A 19,131-nucleotide genomic window follows, 5' to 3' on the forward strand; every position below is an offset into this window, starting at 1 on the left:
TCAATCATGCAACAAAATGTTCTTCACCCCTGGCATGGTGTTCACTACGGTGAAAATGCCCCAAGAGTCGTAAATGCAGTCATAGAGATCCCGCAAGGATCACGTTGTAAATATGAAATCGATAAAGAAACTGGATTGTTGAAACTTGACCGGGTAATTTTTTCATCTTTCTACTACCCTATCAATTATGGCTTTATCCCTCAATCTTATGGAGGCGATAAAGATCCTTTGGACATTCTTGTGATCACTTCATTATCGGTACAACCTTTGACACTGATGGATGCCAAAGTGATCGGTGTGATGCAAATGATTGATGGCGGAGATCCGGACGATAAGATCATTGCTGTAGCCGCTACCGATCCCGGTGTAAACCATTACAATAATATCGAAGAACTACCCAAGCACTTCTTTGATGAGCTGCGACATTTTTTTGAAGAATATAAAAAACTCGAAAATAAATCTGTTGTGGTAGAAGATTTTGGAGACAAAGCAAAAGCCCTGAGCATCGTAGATGAAGCCATTGAATTTTATAAAAAGAACTTTGGTTCTAAATAAAACACTATGAACACAACCACCATTATTCTGCTGATCATCATTGGACTTGCTGCCGGATTTTTAAGCGGGCTGGTGGGTATCGGCGGAGGTATCATCATTGTTCCGGCCCTTGTTCTGTTATTAGGTTTTACACAGAAGCAGGCGCAGGGCACTTCCTTGGGTATCATGCTTCTTCCTATCGGTATCTTAGCTGTTATTCAGTATTACAAACAAGGCTACTTAAATGTGAACTATGTTTTGATCGTAGCAGCCGCTTTTGTAGTGGGTGGTTTTCTGGGTAGTAAGCTGGCATTATCGCTGAGCGATGAGAAAATGAAAAAAGTGTTTGCCGTCTTGCTCTTTCTGATCTCATTAAAAATGCTCTTTTTTGATAAAGCACCGGATAAAAAAACAGGCTTATCGGGACATCAAACAACGGTTACTGAAAAAAACAATCATAAAGGCTGAATTGGAATGATCCAGCCCTTATCTTTGCCAAAATTTATAACAAATGGAAGCAAAAAAATCCACTGCTAAATACTGGGCTCTCTGCTTTTTCTGGTTAGCCGCTATGATCACTTTGTTATTTGTGTATCGTGAATTTTTCTGGCTGGCTCTTCCGGGCACAGTGACTTATTTCGCAAAAGCAATGGATATCATGTAATCCATCCCAATACACATAAAAAAATGCAACCCAAAAGGTTGCATTTTTTTATGTGTATCGTTTAATGATCCTCAACTGATGAGTGCGCATGCCTGTTTTACTATGAATGATTCCCATATTATCAATGGCATCAACACGCACTTGTCCGGATGCATGAATGATCTTATCGGGAGCAAGTAAAATACCTACATGCGTGATCTTTCCTTCGGCGTTATCAAAAAAAGCGAGATCACCACATCGTGTTTCTTGTAAAAATCCAACCGACTCCCCTAATGCTGCTTGCTGATATGCGTCTCTGGGTAATGATTTCCCAAAAAAGTGATAGACCTGTTGTGAGAAGCCACTACAATCTATCCCTGTGACCGATCTGCCACCCCATAGATAAGGTGAATGGAGGTATAATGCAGTGAGTTCAAGAATCGTCTTTTCATCAAACACTGCATTGGCAACTTCCCATACCTCACCTTCATAACGGAATTTGTATCCACCCCATTCATGATCTAAAAGAAAATGTAAAGGGGTACCTGCACCAATATGAACCGATATGTCATCCACCATCACAACACTACTGTATCCTTTACTCAACAATGATCTTTGCTCACGCGAAGGCAATGCTTCAAGTATTGCTAGTTGACTTCTCTGACACCATCCTTCATACTCGTCATACATTGATCGTACTTTGATAAAATCTGTTTCCATTTCAAGGATCTGAGCGGCTTCACCCATTAATAGCTGACTCACCATTTCACTGCGGTGTGAGGACTGGAGACGCATTGGACAAACTGCTACGATCGGAATAACATAACCCATGCAATGAATTTATGATCAAGATATGGAAATTTACAGGTTGGGCATCTAATAATAAATACCTATTTTGAATTGTGCATTTTGAGAAGTATTCCCATATCAACGATACAGAATTATTGGAACGTTTTTACACGGACGGGAATAATGAGTGGCTGGGAATTCTACTTGAACGATACACATTTCTTCTCTTGGGTGTATGTATGAAATACCTCAAGAATGAAGAAGAAGCAAAAGATGCAGTACAACAAATATTTCTGAAAGCCATCACTGAACTGGCGAAATATAAAGTAGCCTACATCAAAAGTTGGCTCTACATGGTAGCCAAGAATCACTGCCTGATGAAATTGCGCGATAAGCATGTTTTTGTATCTGCTGATGCGCATGAAGAACTCACATCCACTGAAACCGACAAGCAGAGCCTGCTAGATAAAGAGCATAGTCTCGGCTTATTAGAGCAAGCTTTACAGGAATTGAACGAAGAGCAGAAAACATGCGTAACTTTATTCTATCTCCAAAAAATGAGCTATCAGGAAATTGTGGACCAGACAGGATATACATTACTGCAAGTAAAAAGTCATATCCAAAACGGGAAAAGAAATCTTAGAATATCCGTTGAAAAGAAAATGAAACAACACTAATGACCGATCTGAAAGATATATTACATCACGACGAAGAGATGAATCAGGAAGAACTGCTTCGCTATCTGGAGGGTAATGCCACACCGGAAGAACGGTTCGCTATTGAAAAACAAATGGCAGATTCAGATTTTGTAAATGATGCGGTAGAAGGTCTTCAGCATTTTCAGGACAAAAAGAAACTACAACAATATGCTGCGCAGCTGAACATTCAGTTAAGAAAACAAACGGTAAAAGAAAAAAAGCGCAAACTCAAAAGGGCCATTAAAGATCAAAACTGGGTATTGATCAGCATTGTTACGATCCTTCTGCTTTGTGTTCTAGCCTATCAGATCATTCGGATGTTTTATAGCGAACGATAAATTGTCATGATCTGCACAGACGTTGAATCAAATCCTTGTGATTTGGAAAATCATGAATGAGTTCCTCCGCATTTGCCAATTCAAAATCAGCAAAATCAAATGCAGGAGCTACTGTACACCCGACCAATGAAAAATTACCACCCGGGGCTGTTTCAGATGCAAACCAACAGCCCGCAGGTACTATGAATTGGAATACGGCTTCTTCGGTATTGCCGAGGGTAATGGTCTTACAAGTGCCGTCAGGATAAAGTACATGTATCCATAAGGGATCCCCACTATAAAAATGCCAGCACTCATCACTTTTGATTCGATGAAAGGCTGAGAAATTTCCTTTTTCCAACAAAAAGTAAATAGCAGATGAATAATACCTGTCGCCGGTAAAACGATCAGGCAATCCCTTGTGAGGTATGGTTTCTGCACTTCGATAACTTTCACTATAAAAACCGCCTTCAGGATGCGGCTTCAGATCAAAACGTTTAACAAGTGTGCTAACTGTCGGATGCATGTACAAATATCAGGTGATCAGGATCAACTTTTGAGGTAATGAAAAATATTCTGCTTTGATTTTTTCAAGGTTCTCTTTTTTATTGAAAAGATCATAATACTCATCAATATCGATGTGCTTGTTTTCTTTATTGACATACACCGGCCCGGATACAGAACTATCCATTTCATTTTCAAATTGAGCCGTACGTACAACACCGCTTACAACTGCATTTTCCTTTAGCAGACATTTGTTTTTGCAGATCACATTCCCTTCTACCAGTCCTCCAATGACGATTTCGTGGCAAAGAATATCCCCATTAACAGTGGCTTTGCTATCGATGATGACCTTGTTATTGCAAAAGATAATCCCCTTAAAATCGCCTTCGATACGAATGGGTGATATGGTACGTATAATACCAAAATAGAAACCTCCGGAAACTACCTGAACGGCCGGAAGCATAGGCTCGGTTTTACTTTTTTTCAGAGAAAACATAGGATGTCCGCTATTTGATGAAAGCGGGAAGAGTAAGTTAGCCCATTTTTTTGGATAGTTTGATCGGAAACAGGCTTTATTGTCAGGCTTTACACAAAAATATTATTGACTCAGAATGGAATAATGTTGTAATATTATCTTCATTTTAAGTCATAAATTCAACATTTTTAAGCCGTTTTTACTATGAACAAGTTCAGAGAGCAGCTATTGCATGACCCCAATACCAATTTTGGCAATCAGTCTTTTTCTGAAGAAAAACTGGTGATCACCAAGTCTACCAATGTATCAGGTGTGCTGGATTCAGAGAATGATATTGTATTGGATGGCAATTTCACCGGAGTGTTGTACAGCAAGAAAACAGTACACATCACTCCTTCAGGTGTGATGAATGGGGTGATTATCTGTAATGATATCAAAGTAGAAGGTGAATTCGAAGGCTCTGTATTTGGTCTCAGAGTCAATCTTTGTAAAGACTCTGTGTTAAAAGGAAATATCCATTGTACCATCATCAATACTGAAATGAACCAGTATGTGGATGCCAATATCAAATTGATCAGTCTGGAGACCAGTGCATTTGAATCCAGCTCAATGGATCTGTATACCCATCTGAAAGAAATATTTGGCAAGAACAATAAGGACAATAACTACCTGAATATTTTCCAGGAGAAAATGTCACAGGTAAAACCTTCGAATAAGTTTTATCATCAAACGATTTATGTAGCTCCGAATCCTCCTTCTACCGAAAGTCAGGAGGATAATAACCTGACCGAAACGGATCCATCATAAACACAAAATCTTATTGAGAAAAGCCATCCGCCTAAAGCAGATGGCTTTTTTTATCCGCTGATCTTTAACAACAGCAAAGAACGAGTTCACAGTGAATAATCGTAACTTTGCAGACGCACGGGGTCGTACTGGTTTTGACAGCATATGGTACGGTTGGTGTAAGCATGCAGTGCGTTGGATAATTAGCACTTTAATCTGAATATTCAAACATTAACTGGCAATACACAGTATGCCATGGCTGCCTAATCAGTGATTAGTTAGTCATTTGGGCCGCCGCACAGGTTGATCTGTTACCAGGTGCCGCCGCCGACTCAAAATAAACACAGGTTGCTGCAACAGAAGGCTGTGACTGTTGCTTAAGACCATCCAGCTACGTGTATTGTTGGTTTGTTCATGTCCGGCAATACACCGACAAATAATCATGAAATAAGCATGTAGAAAGCTAATGGTAGCGATGTTTGGACAGGGGTTCGACTCCCCTCGACTCCACAAAAAAGCTCCGATCGTAAGACCGGAGCTTTTTTATGATTTGCTATTTTACTTATTTGAATAATCGCCAGAAATCCAATCCCAATGCATAGGCCATCAATCCCAATAATAAGATCATACCTACCATCTGCGCATACTCCATGAATTTATCACCCGGTTTACGACCAGTGATCATTTCAATCAGCGTGAAAAGTGCATGCCCTCCATCCAACGCAGGTATGGGCAGGATATTCATAAATGCAAGAACGATCGAGAAAATTCCTGTCAGGGTCCAGAAGCGTTCCCAATCCCATACACCGGGGAATGTATTTCCGATACTGATCACACTTCCCAAAGAATCACTCGCATCTACTTTACCGGTAAAGATTTGTTTGATACCTGTGATGTAACGATCCAAGGTTTCCCAACAACGATTGAAACCAACAGGAATGGCTTCCATCAAAGTAAATTCTTTAGTAACTGTACCAAATAATGTCAAAGGTGATACTGCAAAAAAACCAAGCTTTCCTTTATCATTTACCCGAGCTCTGACATCGATCGTATCTGCGCCGCGTAATACTGAGATGGTAACGATAGAATCTTCATACCCCTTCACCAACTGTTGATATTCATGATAGAATTTAAAAGCAGTTCCATTCAATCCGATCAATGTATCACCTTTGCGTAATTCATTCTTGGTGAACACTGCATCTTTGGATGAAACAGAATCAACGATCGCAGGATATTGCGGAATGATCATTCCTCCTGTTCTTCTATTCTTTACCAATTGTTTGATAAAACCTTCGGGAATCTTTACATCGATTGTAGCTCCGGCTCTTTCAACCTGAATGTTTTGTGCATCATTGAGCATCAATTCTGATTCCAGTGTGCCAAAATTTTCAATTGCTTTTTGGTTGATCCCCACAATTCTGTCTCCATCTTGAATACCGATTGATTTTGCCAATGAATCCGCATGAATACCATATTTCAGATTCTTAACCGGTAAATATTCTTCACCCCATTTCCAAGTGATGCCTATAAAAATGACAATGGCTAATATCACATTCACTACTACTCCACCGATCATGATGATGAGTCTTTGCCAGGCCGGTTTTGCACGGAATTCCCATGGTTGTGGAGGTAATTTCATCTGCTCCTTGTCCATACTTTCATCGATCATTCCCGCGATCTTCACATAACCGCCAAAAGGTACCCAGCCCAAACCGTATTCTGTTTCTCCTTTTTTGGTCTTCCAAAGACTAAACCAGGGATTAAAGAACAGGTAGAATTTCTCTACGCGACATTTAAACCATCTGGCAGGTAAGAAATGCCCGAGTTCATGAAGAACTACAAGTATAGAAAAGGATAAAATGAATTGTCCGGCCTTGACCGCCACACTACTCCAATCAATTGCTAATAAAGTCATACAGGTTTCTGCTGTGTTTTAAATTACAAAAGTCTTTCTCCCGTGCAGTTATAATGAATTGGTGGTGAAAATAGGAAAAAGATTACAGGTGAATTAAAGTGGCTGCGAAATTCCGGGCTTCGCCATCACTCTCAAAGTATTCTTCCAGCGTTGGATTCTCAATAAAAGCAGTTTTACGCATGGTTTGTTCCACAACCTCCGTCATATCCAAAAAGCCTATTCGATTACGCAAAAATGCAAAAACAGCGATCTCATTAGCCGCGTTCAGGATACAAGGCATATTCCCACCCTTGTGCAATGCTTCCGTTGCCAATGCCAGATTACGGAAGGTCTTGGTATCCGGTTCTTCGAAAGTAAGGGTGTTGGGTCTTTTGAAATCATATCGTGGGAAGGCATTGGGTATCCTTTGTGGAAATGCCATCGCATATTGAATCGGCAATTTCATATCCGGTAAGCCCATCTGCGCTTTGATACTTCCATCTTCAAATTGAACCAAGCTATGGATAATACTTTGCGGATGTACCACCACTTCTATCTGATCGGGTCTAAGGTTGAAAAGCCATTTTGCTTCGATCATTTCAAGCCCTTTATTCATCAGCGTTGCAGAGTCGATACTGATCTTAGCGCCCATACTCCAATTCGGGTGCTGCAAAGCATGGTCTCTTTTAACATTGACCAAAAAGTTGGGTTTTTTTCCTAAAAAGGGACCGCCACTGGCAGTCAAAACAATTTTTTCAATTTTATTTCTTCCTTCTCCAACCAAACACTGAAAGATCGCTGAGTGCTCACTATCTACAGGAATGATCGGCACATTCTTTTCCAATGCCATACGCATCACAATATCTCCTGCCACCACCAATGTTTCTTTATTGGCAAGTCCGATCGCTTTACCATTCGAGATGGCCATGAGTGTAGGCTTCAATCCTGCATATCCAACAATAGCCGCCAGCATCATATCATAACAATCCATTGCTGCGGCTTCCACCAATGCTTTCTCACCTGCAAAGACCTTGATATCGGTACCGGATAAAGCATCTTTTACAGTCTGGCACTTTCTTTCATCACCGATCACCACCAAATTGGGATTGAATTGTAAAGCCTGTTTGATCAGTAATTCATCATTGGTTTGCGCAGTGAGGATTTCTGCGGAAAATAAATCGGGATTCGCTGCAATTACATCCAGCGCTTGTGTTCCAATAGATCCCGTAGATCCAAATATGGCTATTCTTTTCTGATTCATAGAAATGATCCGCAATTTGCGGGCATAGTTACACAATATATGCTAAAAATGAGTGCAGATAAAATGCGATCGTAGATCCCTTTTAAAATCTTCTGCTAAATTTTATATGCGATAAAATAGATCCACAATATATGGCTGTGACTTTTTTTCTAACTCCATTATTGATGGATAAAAGATGATAATCCATCTGCCAGGATTCTATCATTGCTCAACCTGGGTACTTTATTTTGTCCACCCAATTTTCCAATAGATCGCATATAATCAATGAACCCATTTTTTCTGATCTTGGTGATCTGTAATCGTTGTAATATGTTGCCTTTGATCAGGTCATCATAGTACACATTTTTCTCCCGCAGATTATTATCCGTCTGTTCAATAAATGCGCCCATATCATCCGGTTCTTTTTCAAATTCAATGAACCATTCATGATAACTTTTCCCTTCTCCCTGAGCGATCATAGGTGCTACAGTGAACTCTACAATACTTGCGCCTGTTGCTGTTGCTGCTTTCAGTAAAGCGGCTTCAACTTCTTCTCCGATCACATGTTCGCCAAATGCTGATATAAAATGTTTGATCCTACCCGTTACTACTAACCGATAAGGTTCTGTACTGAGAAACTTTACGGTATCCCCAATATTATATCCCCATAAACCGGCATTGCTATTAATGATCAAAGCATAATTCTGTCCTACTTTCACATCTTTCAAACTCAAACGGGTTGGATTTTCTGAGAAGATCTCACCTGCGGGAATAAATTCAAAAAAGATACCGCTGTTGGTATTGAGTAAAAGTCCTTCTGCCTCCTGACTATCCTGAAAAGCAAAAAAACCTTCGCTGGCAGGAAACAGTTCTATCGAATCTACCTTTCTTCCGATACTCTCAAAAAGTTTAGCACGATAAGGTTCGAAATTGACACCGCCCTGTACCATCACGCTAAAGTTGGGAAATAACTCCCCTACTTTTTTCCCACTCTTTTCAATGAGACGATCAAAATACATCTGCATCCAAGGTGGAATACCACTGATCAGACTCATGTCTTTGTGAATGGTTTCTGCAACTATTTTATCCAATTTGGTTTCCCAGTCTTCGATACAGTTGGTTTCATAACTGGGCAATTGGTTGGTGCGGAGATAACTAGGTATATGATGGTTCACGATCCCGCTCAAGCGGCCTGTTGGAATACCACCCACTCTTTCCAGTTCGGGAGAGCCGCTTAGAAAGATCATTTTACCACCGGCAAATGCACTATTCCCGGTCTCCGCCATATAACATAGCAGCGCATTCCGTGCAGTATTGATATGATTGGGTATTGAATCCTTGGTAATAGGAATATATTTCACCCCACTGGTGGTACCACTGGTTTTGGCAAAATAGATCGGTTTCCCTTTCCAAAGTACATTTTCCTTCCCTTCTTTTACCTGATTGATATATGGTTTTAGCAACTCATAATCCCGTATTGGAACAGCCTGCCGGAGTTCTTCATGAGAATGAACAGCCTCTAATAGATGGTCTTTCCCAAAAACAGTCCCTTTCCCCACTTTCAGGAGCTGTTTGAGGATCGCATCCTGGTCTGAAAGGGCATTACTACTATTTCTACGTATCTGTTTATGAATGTATTGGGCAAAAGGTTTTGCCAATAAGGATTTCAGGTTCATATCAAATGAGCGGTCTTGAAGACCGGTATGGACAAAAATAGACAGAAGTTGGGGTTTATGGGGAGAAAGGATGCTAATATTATAAATAATTAAAAATCAAGCAGATGCAGAAATCAGGTTCACTTAGTGCGGAAATAGTTACATGATTTAAAAGACAAATAGGTTGTATTTTCGTTTTATCCACGCAGGTGAATAGAATTATTTCAAAAATCTTTGCAAAATTCCCCTTCAAATCCCTACCTTTGCCGTCCTAATTTTGGATAGCTATGTTAGCAGTTGTAAAAATCGCAGGTCAGCAATTTAAGGTACAGGAAGGACAAAGCCTGTATGTTCCTCACCTGCAGGGTAAAACCGGAGATAAAGTAGAGTTCACCGATGTGTTGTTTACAGACAATGCAGGTACCGTTGCGGCGGGTAGTAATGTAAAAGCTACCGTTAAAGCTGAGATCATCAGTGATCTGGTACAAGGTGATAAAGTGATCGCCTTCAAAATGAAAAGAAGGAAAGGCTTCCGCAAGAAGCATGGTCATAGAACCCACTATACCCGTATCAAAATCGAAAGCATCGCTTAGTAAAAAACATGATCTTGTTTCATTCGAGTGGAACAGATTTTAAAACAATAAACCATGGCACACAAAAAAGGTGAAGGTAGTGTAAAGAACGGCCGCGATTCACAGAGCAAACGTCTCGGTGTAAAGATTTATGGTGGTCAGCCTGCTATCGCTGGTAATATCATTGTTCGTCAGAGAGGTACTGTTTACCATCCTGGTAAAAATGTTGGTGTTGGATCTGACTATACTTTGTTTGCATTATCAGACGGTATCGTTGAATTTAAAAAAGGAAAAAACGACAAGACAACTGTTTCAGTTAGTCCGGTTGCAGAGACTGCATAAAAAAAATTTTTTGTAGTTACAAATAAGTTTTTATTTTTAATGTATTATTTACTAACCATTAAATCTAAAAAACATGGCAACTGCAAAAAAAGCTGCTAAGAAAGCTGCACCAAAGAAAGCCGCTAAGAAAGCTGCTCCTAAAAAAGCTGCAAAGAAAGCTGCTCCTAAAAAGGCTGCAAAGAAAGCTGCTCCTAAAAAAGCTGCTAAAAAAGCTGCTCCTAAAAAGGCTGCTAAAAAAGCTGCTAAGAAAGCCGCTAAAAAGAAGTAATCTTAGTTTAGCTTCTGCTAAAATAGATTTAAAAGTCCCGCAAATTGCGGGACTTTTTTTGTCCTAACTTCACTCCTCTCTTATATCTATTGACTATGACCAACGAAGCCATTGCCGCTAATTTTTCTCTATTATCAAAGCTCATGGACATCCATGGTGACAATGCTTTTAAAGCCAAATCCTACGCCAGCGCGGCTTTCAGCATAGATAAATTACCCGTAGAATTGTCTACCCTTTCTCAGGATAAAATTTTTATTCAGAAAGGGATCGGAGAAAGTACAGGGAAAAGGATCATTGAACAATTAGAAACAGGCAGACTTGCCATTCTCGATGAATACCTCGCAAAAACACCGGAAGGCATCATCGAAATGTTGAACATCAAAGGTATCGGCCCTAAGAAAATTGCTACGATTTGGAAAGAACTGGAAATAGAAACACTGGGAGAATTATTATACGCCTGTAACGAAAATCGTCTAACACTTTACAAAGGCTTTGGTGAAAAAACACAGAACAATATTCGAGACGCTATTGAATTTTATTTCAATGCACTCGGAAGTTATCTCTATCAGCAAATGGAAGAATTTGAACCAAAAGCCACCAAAAAGCTATTGGAAAGCTTCCCGGGAGCAACATTTTTATCCACAGGCGCCTATCGAAAACAGCATGAAATTGTGGATATCCTTGAATGGGTTACAACCACTTCTTTGGAACAATTGAAGTCATTTTTTATCCAACAACAATTTACCATCGTCTCAGAAAACAGTTCTTACTTATCTGTAAGAGCGATAGAAAATGTAACACTCGGCTTTTATATTTCTACTATCGATTCATGTTTTCAAAAACAATTTGAAACAAGTTGTAGCGAAGAATTTTTATCGGCTTGGAAAGTATCTTACCCTTTTGATGCTTCTATTGCATATACTTCCGAAGAAGCCATTTTTGAGCGTGCCGGTATCGCCTATATACCACCCTATTATCGTGAGGATCCAGCTGTGATTGAAAAAGCAAAAGAGAAAAAATTACCCATTATTATTCAATCAGATGATATCAAAGGCATCATTCATAGTCATAGTAAATGGAGTGATGGCAGCCATAGTCTGGAAGAAATGGCCAAAGCAGCAAAAGAACAAGGCCTGGAGTATCTGGTCATCAGCGACCATTCTAAATCTGCTTTTTATGCCAGTGGATTAGAAATCGAGCGAGTCTTGGCACAACATGAGCAAATCGATGAACTCAATCAGCAATTAGGCTCCTTTCGAATATACAAAAGCATTGAAAGCGATATCCTCAACGACGGTAGTCTCGATTATCCGGACGAAGTGCTGGCTTCATTTGATCTGATCATCGCTTCTATCCACTCTAACCTGAAAATGCCACAGGATAAAGCAATGATGCGACTGATCACAGCCATTGAAAATCCATATACCAGTATTCTCGGGCACATGACCGGCAGACTTTTACTGAGCAGAAACGGATATCCCGTTGATCATGAGAAGATCATTGATGCTTGTGCCGCCAATGATGTGGTCATTGAGCTGAACGCTCATCCACGAAGATTGGATATTGATTGGCGTTGGATCGGTAAAGCATTAGATAAAGGTGTCTTGATATCCATTAACCCCGATGCCCATGCTATCGATGGATTTAAAGACTGTAAATATGGTGTACTGGCTGCTCAAAAAGCCGGGCTGACCAAAGATCAAAATCTTAGCAGTTTTTCTAAAGATCAATTTGAAGCATTTTTAGTTCAGCAACACGCGAAGAGACCATAAGCGAATACAGTTCAATCATTTTCAACTACAATAGCTTATTTAGTTACGAGAGGTAACTGTATAAAGAAAGTAGTGCCCGTACCTTCTTGTGTTTCAAACCAGATACGTCCATTGGCATTTTCTACGATGCCTTTACACATTGCAAGACCTAAGCCGGTACCTGAAGATTTTGTAGTGAAGTTGGGTGTAAATATTTTCGATTGCATGGACTCAGGAATACCGCCCGCATTGTCTTTCACTGAAAGCAATACTGTTTCATCCTTTGTTTCCAGCGACACAAAAACATCCACCATTTCATCTCCTGATCTGGCTTCTGATGCATTCTGCAATAGGTTCGTCAACAAACGATTCATTTGAACTCGGTCTGCCAACACTCGAACAGAATGGGTCGAAGGCTCCCAATGAATATTTAATCCGGGATGCGTGCGATAAAGACGTACAACAGATTCAATGACTTCCTGAAGATCTAATGTCTCCATCTGCGCATTTCCAATATTGGCAAACTGTGAAAAATCACCCGCTATTTTTGATAACTGATCGATCTGCTCAATCAACGTAACAGCCATATTGGATGTTAGCTGTTTTACATCGGGAGCTCCATTCAAAATAGCTTTCTGCAAGTATTGTATACTTAGTTTCATGGGTGTAAGCGGATTCTTGATCTCATGCGCTACCTGTCGGGCCATTTCCCGCCATGCACCTTCCCGCTCGCTTCTCGCCAATGCCTGAGCACTCTCTCCCAGCTTTTTCACCATTTTGTTATATTCCGCTACTAACAATCCGATCTCATCATTTCTCGTCCAGATGATTTCCTGATTGTCTTTACCAATATTCATCTGACGCATTTTTTCACCGATCAGACTAAATGATGCAGTGATCCTACTGGTTAAAAAGAAGGCAATGGCTCCGGCTACCAGGAAGATAAAGGCGTTCAGATTGATCAGTGTTGCCAGAAATCCAGATATCTCCTGATTCAATTCATTTTGAGAATTCAGATATGGAATATTCAGGTATGCATAATTATCTCCAGACTCATCCGAAAGAGGTACATAAATACTGAGATATTCAAAATCACCCACTTTTTCGGATTGTATATAGCGAATATTATTATCATAATGCAATTGCTGATAGGCTCTTGGCTCCATCTGTGTGCTAAGCAAATGCTTATTGTATATATAAGGCTGTGTTGAAACCAACAGGTTCCCATTGATATCATAAAAATTGACATCTACATTGTGCAAATCAGAAACTTCAGCAATATCTCGTTCCAGTGTTTTGGTAAGAATATTATTCTGAACGGTCAATACATCGTCAAAACTAAACTGTGAATTCAGTTTACTATTGATCTCATTACCCATCACTTGTATGGCCTTCGATAAACGGTCTTCATTGCTTCTGTTGAATCGAATAATAAAGAATGAAATAGTGGCGATACCAATCACAACAAATGAAAAGACACTCAAGAAAATAATGGTCGACTGTATCTGTGTACGAATATTAAAACGAAACAGTTTCTTGATCTCACGCCATTTAAATCGTGCTTTCAATAATTGTCCCCCTGTATGAAAAATAAAAACGATGAATAAGAATGAACAGAATAAATATGCAAACAAGGTCAATGATTCAACTAGCCATGTATTGCGCTTTACCAAAAGCACTTGTTTATCATCTCCACTGTTATACCAAAGTTCGCTGTAATCACCTACCACTTTATATGTGTATTCAAACTCAGGTACTTCCTTTTTATTCAGTCTTGAAGGGAAACTATAGGTATTGAAATAATTGATCAAACTACCCTTGTTATAAATGGCGTAGGCGTAATTCGTATTCAGGTCAGATGACAGGTCCTGTGCCTGGTTGAATAGCTCAGGATATAAAGCTTCACTCTTATATCGCTTGGATTTTGCGATGACAAAAATATACCCCAGGGTATTTTTCCGATCCTTTACTTCCTTTTGATAGAGATAACTAAACCCTTCACCTGTATTATCATAGCTGTATAATCCCGGTATAACTGTAGGTCGGGCCTGGTTCAAGACAATGGTCTTGATAGCTGCATAATCTGTAGAATCCTCATTATATAAAGGATGATAGAGGCTGTCAAATGTATAGATACGCGTATCGTATTTATTCAGGTATCCCGAAAAGTTCTGGTTGATGAGACTATCCTTTATGAACTTATTGGTATACTCACTTTGAAAGCGATAAAAGTTTTGCTTTAAAAATTCATCATCAAAATTGGTAGCAGCAATATTCAATAAATTTTCTCCGGATGGATCTACCTGCAGAGCCAGCTTCTGTGCGATTCTTTTCCGTTGTTCGAACTCGGTGATCCTATTCTCATACATGACAACAGCAGCAATAGAGAATGTAAAGAACATCACCCAAAAAATAAAGAAAGGCGATCGCAGCAAGGGCAGATTAAGATCAGATTTGCGCAAGTGAAGAATGACCAGGTATAAGATCAACCATATAAGTATACCCAACCCGGATGGGATCTCTTTATTGGAATAAGATAAGAGCAAGCAAAGAAAACCGCTGATTGCAACAGTAATGGCTTGTTCAAATAAAGGGAATTTACGTTCTGTGATCGGACGGAGAACGATCTGAGAAAACTCAAAAAAACTAAGAACGAGAAAACACAGGATCACAAAAGAAATAACACTATAAAAATCGAGACTGAAGAAATTCGTTACATCGGTCGATATTTTGGAATCTTGAACCAAACTTTTGATGACATCTACAATAAGGTAGCCCATCAAAGTGAGTAAAGAAATGCCTCCATAGTTCCTGATCTTAACCGGCAGAGGCTTTATAAACCATGTCTTACCATCAGTATAATTCTTATATACGCCGATCAACCAGAATAACAAGACCGAATTGACCAAGAGATCTCCTAATGATGGATGCAATGCGTTGGAAGCATAGATCGATGGATCATATAAGGGCAGTTTGGAATAATCAAATGGAAAATTGAATTGATAAGCGATCAATCGAATCAATAAAACCAAGCCAACCAATAAAGCATAGCCAATCCGGAATCCATTTCTTTGCATTACTTCCACACAAATGGAATGAAAGAAGACGAGTAAAAAAACGATCGCTAATACCCGTAATAAAATAGTAACGCCATCATAAGATAAAAATGATTTCCCTTGCTTCAAGCGAATTCCGAATAATGTATTCCCTTCGCTATTATAGATGGGTAGTACATCTTCACCGGGCACTGTTATCAACTCATATTGTTCATCCAATCCGTCATATCCGGCAAAATCACTGTGGAGGTATTTATTTTCGATAAAGTAAGACCACCGGATGGGTATCATACCTAAGATCAATAAGTCACGGTCATTTAGTGAAATCTTTCGTTTTATGATCTCAAATTCTCCATTTCTTTTTACAGAGAACCAGCTACTATCTTGTCGGTATAGATCATCCGGTACTGTATAATACTGATTGGTATTCCAGTACAATAATGCAGGAGGAGCAACAGCATTGAGTTCATAAATAAATAAACCATATCCTTCTTTGACCATTTTTTCCTTCTGCTCATTGTTCTTGGATATGATCAGTGCATTGATCCGAGCGGTATCATCCACTAACTTCTCCAGCTTTTCTTCCAGCCGGACAATTCGTTGTGATAATTTTGATTGAACTTTTTGAGGTGATGCGTTATAACTCCAGTAGTTGATGAATATAAATGAAAAAGTGTACAGCCATGCTGCTGTAATGATCAAATAACCATGTTTATAAATCGCTTTTTGTAGTGTACTGATCAAGGTGCTACTTTTTTCTTTTTGATCTCGTTCCAGAGCTCATCCATGGCTTCTAATGACATACTCCCTAGTTGTAGCCCCTTCTCCGCAGCCATCTTTTCCATCTCCTGAAAACGATACATAAATTTTTTGTTGGTACGCTCCAAAGCGGCCTCGGCATCTATCTGCAAAAACCGTGCATAATTGATCAAACTAAAGAGCAGGTCTCCAAATTCATCTTCAATGGCATCTTTTTGTTCTGATTCAACGGCTTCCAGCAGTTCCCCTGTTTCTTCCTGTACTTTCTTCCATACATCTTCGCGATTGTCCCATTCAAACCCTACCTGTTTTGCTTTTTCCTGGATACGAGCTGCTTTCACAACAGCGGGAAGTGATTTTGGAACCCCACTCAATACGGATTTCTTCCCCTCCTTCATTTTGATCTGCTCCCAATTTCTCTTTACGTCTTCTTCATCCTTCACCTGTACATCTCCATAAATATGTGGATGGCGATTGATCAATTTAGCGGCGATACCATCAATGACTTCCTGCAATACAAATTGCTGCTGCTCAGTGCCGATCTTACTGTAAAAAAGGATATGCAGCAGCATATCGCCCAATTCTTCTTTGATACCCTTCCAATCGTTGGCATCGATGGCATCTGCCAGCTCATAGGTTTCTTCAATGGTCATTGAGCGCAGCGTATGAATGGTCTGCTTACGATCCCATGGACATTGTTCGCGCAGTTCATCCATGATGGTTACCAATTTTAAAAAGCTATCACTCAATTCTTTCATAATCGTTCATTTCAACATTATAAAGTAAAAGCAGAGAAAAGGAAAAATACCCCAAACAATAAAAGCATCACAAACAAGGATAAGAACAGAAGGAACATGTATTTAAGGATTGTGACTGCTCTTCTTTGTCCGTAAAAATTACGCATGGATTTATATAAATAGAAGAACCCTGCGAATGTAAATACACCGCCTATCCAGTCCTGCTCCTGGTGAGAGATCATGGTCAGTATACTATTCAGCCAAAGCCCCGACAGGATAATAATGAATAAAGCACAATACAGATGTATCGAATAAATCACATGATTTACATAATAGAACTGCTTATGCTTGAAATAAAGCAGCAACAGTAAAAAACCGAATAAAGGCAAAGACAAAAAGAGCATCTGGGGAAAGAAATGAATGAACTTATTGGTCACTGCCTTTAAAATCGCTGATCCATCGTTGTTATATTTTTCATTGAGATGGATATCCTGACGTTTTACCGCCCGCTTCAAGAATCCATCCCTCTCACGCTCTGGTAATGAGGCCTGAACTGAATCATACTGCTGAACCGATTTCAGCTCTCGATATTTTGTTTCTTTATCAAAAGACACCAGTGTAAAGCTTCCATTGGATAAAGACTTAACACTGTCTATTAAAGAACTGTCTTTTTGAACCATTGCAAGTTCTGCTTCAACATTTTTTAGCTTCTCCTTTAATCTTTCAGCAGCAAAAGAAGCGGTGTCTTTTTGGATCTTTTTTTCCAGACGAGTTTTTTCATTTTGCAGGTCTTCGATCACTTCCTCTAGCGTATCTCGTTTCTCTTTGATATCGATCGCTTCTTCTTTTTGATAGAAACTAAAGAATATCAGGAAGAAAAATGCAGAGGTGAATACATACATCCTGATGGGATGGAGATAATCAGCCCTTCTCCCCCGAAGATATTCATGGGATAAAAAACCGGGTCTGAAAAGCAGGTATTTAAGTGTACTGAAAAATTTACCGTCGAAATGAATGATATCATACACGAAATGAGTTACAAGATGCCAAAAGCTGTCTTTGGGTTCTATATTTTCCTGACCGCAATAATGACAAAATCGCCCGTGAAGGGCGGCACCGCAGTTAAGACAGATTTTTTCTTTCCTTTCAGGTAAATGTGACACTTGTTAACGTTTGACTAAAAATACAGAACTAATCCTATGCAACAAGTGGCTAAGCGGCGATGTTGCCTGAATGTTGAAAAATGAACAGCAGGATTTAAGTAATTTTACCACCATGATAAAAAGACTTCCGGTAATCATCTATCTGTTGCTGGCTTTTAGTGCCAATGCTCAATATTATTTCAATGATATCATCTCCATCAAGCAGGGGAATGATCAATATCGGTTATTGAGAAGTCAAAAGATCGCAAGTGTGAAAGCCATTTCATATGAGCCGGATAATAGTCTTACAGAGGGTTTTTCTGTTACACAAGAAATCAGCCGCGACGGCAAGAAAGTGACCATCACTACAACCAATAATAATCAAACCGGCACCACCGTCAATAACTATGATATGGGCATCCTAAAGCGGACCCAGTCTAACAATAAAAACATCAGCAATAAAACTGATTACAGTTATGATGCCCAAGGGCGTATCCAAAAAGTTCATTTATCTACTGTAGATACTTTTATGAACAGTACGATCGCTGAAGTGCACGAATGGTCGTATGACGAATATGGTGCTCCATCAAAAATGCTGCGAATCAAAAACAATACTGACACGATCATCGTTCAGTTCATCAAAGATGATCAGCAAAATATTGGTGAAGAAGTATGGAAGAAAAATGACCGTGTCGTTGAACGTTACTACTACTATTACAATAATAACCGACAGCTTACAGATATTGTACGATATAACAGTAAAGCCAAGAAGTTACTGCCCGATTTTATTTATGAATACAATACTTCCAATCAATTAAGTCAGATGACACAATTTTCACTGGGCAGCAGTAATTATTTTGTCTGGAAATACAAGTACAATGATAAAGGGCTCAAAATTGAAGAGACTTGTAGTGATAAAAGCAAACTCCAGATTGGCAGAATCGAATATCAATACACCAGCTTATAATT

The 19,131-nt window shown here is 39.4% G+C and carries 20 protein-coding genes and 1 other RNA gene; 12 read left to right on the forward strand and 9 right to left on the reverse strand.

From position 1 onward, the window contains the following. The first annotated feature begins 6 nt into the window (after positions 1-6). Genes ABXG83_RS04280 through ABXG83_RS04290 form a run of 3 tightly spaced genes read left to right on the forward strand, consistent with a single transcriptional unit; the run spans position 7 to position 1,198 of the window. Positions 7-555, forward strand: coding sequence for an inorganic diphosphatase (locus tag ABXG83_RS04280; protein ID WP_353550252.1), 549 nt, complete (start codon positions 7-9; stop codon positions 553-555). Between the two features lie 6 nt (positions 556-561). Further along, positions 562-1,002 (forward strand): sulfite exporter TauE/SafE family protein, encoded by a 441-nt coding sequence (locus ABXG83_RS04285; protein ID WP_353550253.1) that lies wholly within the window; start codon positions 562-564, stop codon positions 1,000-1,002. 43 nt (positions 1,003-1,045) lie between these two features. Next, positions 1,046-1,198, forward strand: coding sequence for a hypothetical protein (locus ABXG83_RS04290; protein WP_353550254.1), 153 nt, complete (start codon positions 1,046-1,048; stop codon positions 1,196-1,198). A 48-nt stretch (positions 1,199-1,246) separates the two neighbouring features. On the opposite strand, the gene ABXG83_RS04295 is transcribed toward ABXG83_RS04290, so the two are convergent. Beyond that, positions 1,247-2,008 (reverse strand): C40 family peptidase, encoded by a 762-nt coding sequence (locus ABXG83_RS04295; protein ID WP_353550255.1) that lies wholly within the window; start codon positions 2,006-2,008, stop codon positions 1,247-1,249. A gap of 71 nt (positions 2,009-2,079) precedes the next feature. Between ABXG83_RS04295 and ABXG83_RS04300 the strand changes: the two genes are divergently transcribed. Further along, the gene (locus ABXG83_RS04300) at positions 2,080-2,643 is read left to right on the forward strand and encodes a sigma-70 family RNA polymerase sigma factor (protein WP_353550256.1); all 564 of its coding nucleotides are present in this window, start codon (positions 2,080-2,082) and stop codon (positions 2,641-2,643) included. Continuing rightward, positions 2,643-3,002: a hypothetical protein gene (locus ABXG83_RS04305; protein ID WP_353550257.1), complete on the forward strand. Its 360-nt coding sequence runs from the start codon at positions 2,643-2,645 to the stop codon at positions 3,000-3,002. Before ABXG83_RS04300 ends, ABXG83_RS04305 begins: the two co-directional genes overlap by 1 nt. Before the next feature lie 4 nt (positions 3,003-3,006). Here ABXG83_RS04305 and ABXG83_RS04310 read toward each other — a convergent pair whose 3' ends face one another. Then, the gene (locus ABXG83_RS04310; RefSeq protein WP_353550258.1) at positions 3,007-3,507 is read right to left on the reverse strand and encodes a cupin domain-containing protein; all 501 of its coding nucleotides are present in this window, start codon (positions 3,505-3,507) and stop codon (positions 3,007-3,009) included. A 9-nt stretch (positions 3,508-3,516) separates the two neighbouring features. After that, positions 3,517-3,948 carry a polymer-forming cytoskeletal protein gene (locus ABXG83_RS04315; protein ID WP_353550259.1) on the reverse strand — a complete coding sequence of 144 codons (432 nt, stop codon included), beginning with the start codon at positions 3,946-3,948 and terminating at the stop codon, positions 3,517-3,519. Positions 3,949-4,164: 216 nt separating this feature from the next. On the opposite strand from ABXG83_RS04315, the gene ABXG83_RS04320 reads away from it, so the two are divergent. Together ABXG83_RS04320 and ssrA are read left to right on the forward strand one after the other, a co-directional pair. Further along, positions 4,165-4,767 carry a polymer-forming cytoskeletal protein gene (locus tag ABXG83_RS04320; RefSeq protein ID WP_353550260.1) on the forward strand — a complete coding sequence of 201 codons (603 nt, stop codon included), beginning with the start codon at positions 4,165-4,167 and terminating at the stop codon, positions 4,765-4,767. 119 nt (positions 4,768-4,886) lie between these two features. Further along, positions 4,887-5,259, forward strand: a transfer-messenger RNA (tmRNA) gene (gene ssrA / locus ABXG83_RS04325). 49 nt (positions 5,260-5,308) lie between these two features. Here the strand turns inward: ssrA and rseP are convergent. From rseP to ABXG83_RS04340, 3 genes are all read right to left on the reverse strand, one after another. Beyond that, entirely contained in the window at positions 5,309-6,661 is a 1,353-nt protein-coding gene (rseP, locus tag ABXG83_RS04330; RefSeq protein WP_353550261.1) for an RIP metalloprotease RseP, read from the reverse strand. 82 nt (positions 6,662-6,743) lie between these two features. Continuing rightward, a complete protein-coding gene (locus tag ABXG83_RS04335; protein WP_353550262.1) occupies positions 6,744-7,901 on the reverse strand; it encodes a 1-deoxy-D-xylulose-5-phosphate reductoisomerase in 1,158 nt (385 codons plus the stop codon). Between the two features lie 158 nt (positions 7,902-8,059). Beyond that, positions 8,060-9,556 (reverse strand): GH3 auxin-responsive promoter family protein, encoded by a 1,497-nt coding sequence (locus tag ABXG83_RS04340; RefSeq protein WP_353550263.1) that lies wholly within the window; start codon positions 9,554-9,556, stop codon positions 8,060-8,062. Between the two features lie 266 nt (positions 9,557-9,822). On the opposite strand from ABXG83_RS04340, the gene rplU reads away from it, so the two are divergent. The 4 genes from rplU (at position 9,823) to ABXG83_RS04360 (ending at position 12,489) form a co-directional block, all read left to right on the forward strand. Then, positions 9,823-10,128, forward strand: coding sequence for a 50S ribosomal protein L21 (gene rplU / locus ABXG83_RS04345; protein ID WP_353550264.1), 306 nt, complete (start codon positions 9,823-9,825; stop codon positions 10,126-10,128). Positions 10,129-10,182: 54 nt separating this feature from the next. Then, positions 10,183-10,449 carry a 50S ribosomal protein L27 gene (rpmA, locus tag ABXG83_RS04350; protein ID WP_178889867.1) on the forward strand — a complete coding sequence of 89 codons (267 nt, stop codon included), beginning with the start codon at positions 10,183-10,185 and terminating at the stop codon, positions 10,447-10,449. A gap of 73 nt (positions 10,450-10,522) precedes the next feature. After that, positions 10,523-10,717, forward strand: a complete 195-nt coding sequence (locus tag ABXG83_RS04355) for a hypothetical protein (protein WP_353550265.1) — start codon at positions 10,523-10,525, stop codon at positions 10,715-10,717. 95 nt (positions 10,718-10,812) lie between these two features. Next, positions 10,813-12,489 carry a helix-hairpin-helix domain-containing protein gene (locus ABXG83_RS04360; RefSeq protein ID WP_353550266.1) on the forward strand — a complete coding sequence of 559 codons (1,677 nt, stop codon included), beginning with the start codon at positions 10,813-10,815 and terminating at the stop codon, positions 12,487-12,489. A 35-nt stretch (positions 12,490-12,524) separates the two neighbouring features. Here ABXG83_RS04360 and ABXG83_RS04365 read toward each other — a convergent pair whose 3' ends face one another. The 3 genes from ABXG83_RS04365 to ABXG83_RS04375 are packed head-to-tail and all read right to left on the reverse strand — an operon-like array spanning position 12,525 to position 18,183. After that, complete coding sequence (locus ABXG83_RS04365; RefSeq protein WP_353550267.1) at positions 12,525-16,268, reverse strand: HAMP domain-containing sensor histidine kinase; 3,744 nt, start codon at positions 16,266-16,268, stop codon at positions 12,525-12,527. Continuing rightward, positions 16,265-17,041, reverse strand: coding sequence for a nucleoside triphosphate pyrophosphohydrolase (gene mazG, locus ABXG83_RS04370; RefSeq protein ID WP_353550268.1), 777 nt, complete (start codon positions 17,039-17,041; stop codon positions 16,265-16,267). Before mazG ends, ABXG83_RS04365 begins: the two co-directional genes overlap by 4 nt. 17 nt (positions 17,042-17,058) lie before the next feature. Further along, positions 17,059-18,183, reverse strand: a complete 1,125-nt coding sequence (locus ABXG83_RS04375) for a DUF3667 domain-containing protein (RefSeq protein WP_353550269.1) — start codon at positions 18,181-18,183, stop codon at positions 17,059-17,061. A gap of 112 nt (positions 18,184-18,295) precedes the next feature. Between ABXG83_RS04375 and ABXG83_RS04380 the strand changes: the two genes are divergently transcribed. After that, entirely contained in the window at positions 18,296-19,129 is an 834-nt protein-coding gene (locus ABXG83_RS04380) for a hypothetical protein (RefSeq protein WP_353550270.1), read from the forward strand. Positions 19,130-19,131: the final 2 nt, after the last annotated feature.

Origin of the sequence: Sediminibacterium sp. KACHI17, assembly GCF_040362915.1 — a bacterium.
GTDB lineage: Bacteria > Bacteroidota > Bacteroidia > Chitinophagales > Chitinophagaceae > Sediminibacterium.

Excerpts from the sequence above, each read along its gene's own strand:
- ABXG83_RS04280 (WP_353550252.1), top strand. The coding sequence starts at position 7 with ATGCAACAAAATGTTCTTCACCCCTGGCATGGTGTTCACTACGGTGAA.
- ABXG83_RS04285 (WP_353550253.1), top strand. The coding sequence starts at position 562 with ATGAACACAACCACCATTATTCTGCTGATCATCATTGGACTTGCTGCC.
- ABXG83_RS04290 (WP_353550254.1), top strand. The coding sequence starts at position 1,046 with ATGGAAGCAAAAAAATCCACTGCTAAATACTGGGCTCTCTGCTTTTTC.
- ABXG83_RS04295 (WP_353550255.1), bottom strand. The coding sequence starts at position 2,008 with ATGGGTTATGTTATTCCGATCGTAGCAGTTTGTCCAATGCGTCTCCAG.
- ABXG83_RS04305 (WP_353550257.1), top strand. The coding sequence starts at position 2,643 with ATGACCGATCTGAAAGATATATTACATCACGACGAAGAGATGAATCAG.
- ABXG83_RS04310 (WP_353550258.1), bottom strand. The coding sequence starts at position 3,507 with ATGCATCCGACAGTTAGCACACTTGTTAAACGTTTTGATCTGAAGCCG.
- ABXG83_RS04315 (WP_353550259.1), bottom strand. The coding sequence starts at position 3,948 with ATGCTTCCGGCCGTTCAGGTAGTTTCCGGAGGTTTCTATTTTGGTATT.
- ABXG83_RS04320 (WP_353550260.1), top strand. The coding sequence starts at position 4,165 with ATGAACAAGTTCAGAGAGCAGCTATTGCATGACCCCAATACCAATTTT.
- rseP (WP_353550261.1), bottom strand. The coding sequence starts at position 6,661 with ATGACTTTATTAGCAATTGATTGGAGTAGTGTGGCGGTCAAGGCCGGA.
- ABXG83_RS04335 (WP_353550262.1), bottom strand. The coding sequence starts at position 7,901 with ATGAATCAGAAAAGAATAGCCATATTTGGATCTACGGGATCTATTGGA.
- ABXG83_RS04340 (WP_353550263.1), bottom strand. The coding sequence starts at position 9,556 with ATGAACCTGAAATCCTTATTGGCAAAACCTTTTGCCCAATACATTCAT.
- rplU (WP_353550264.1), top strand. The coding sequence starts at position 9,823 with ATGTTAGCAGTTGTAAAAATCGCAGGTCAGCAATTTAAGGTACAGGAA.
- rpmA (WP_178889867.1), top strand. The coding sequence starts at position 10,183 with ATGGCACACAAAAAAGGTGAAGGTAGTGTAAAGAACGGCCGCGATTCA.
- ABXG83_RS04355 (WP_353550265.1), top strand. The coding sequence starts at position 10,523 with ATGGCAACTGCAAAAAAAGCTGCTAAGAAAGCTGCACCAAAGAAAGCC.
- ABXG83_RS04360 (WP_353550266.1), top strand. The coding sequence starts at position 10,813 with ATGACCAACGAAGCCATTGCCGCTAATTTTTCTCTATTATCAAAGCTC.
- mazG (WP_353550268.1), bottom strand. The coding sequence starts at position 17,041 with ATGAAAGAATTGAGTGATAGCTTTTTAAAATTGGTAACCATCATGGAT.
- ABXG83_RS04380 (WP_353550270.1), top strand. The coding sequence starts at position 18,296 with ATGATAAAAAGACTTCCGGTAATCATCTATCTGTTGCTGGCTTTTAGT.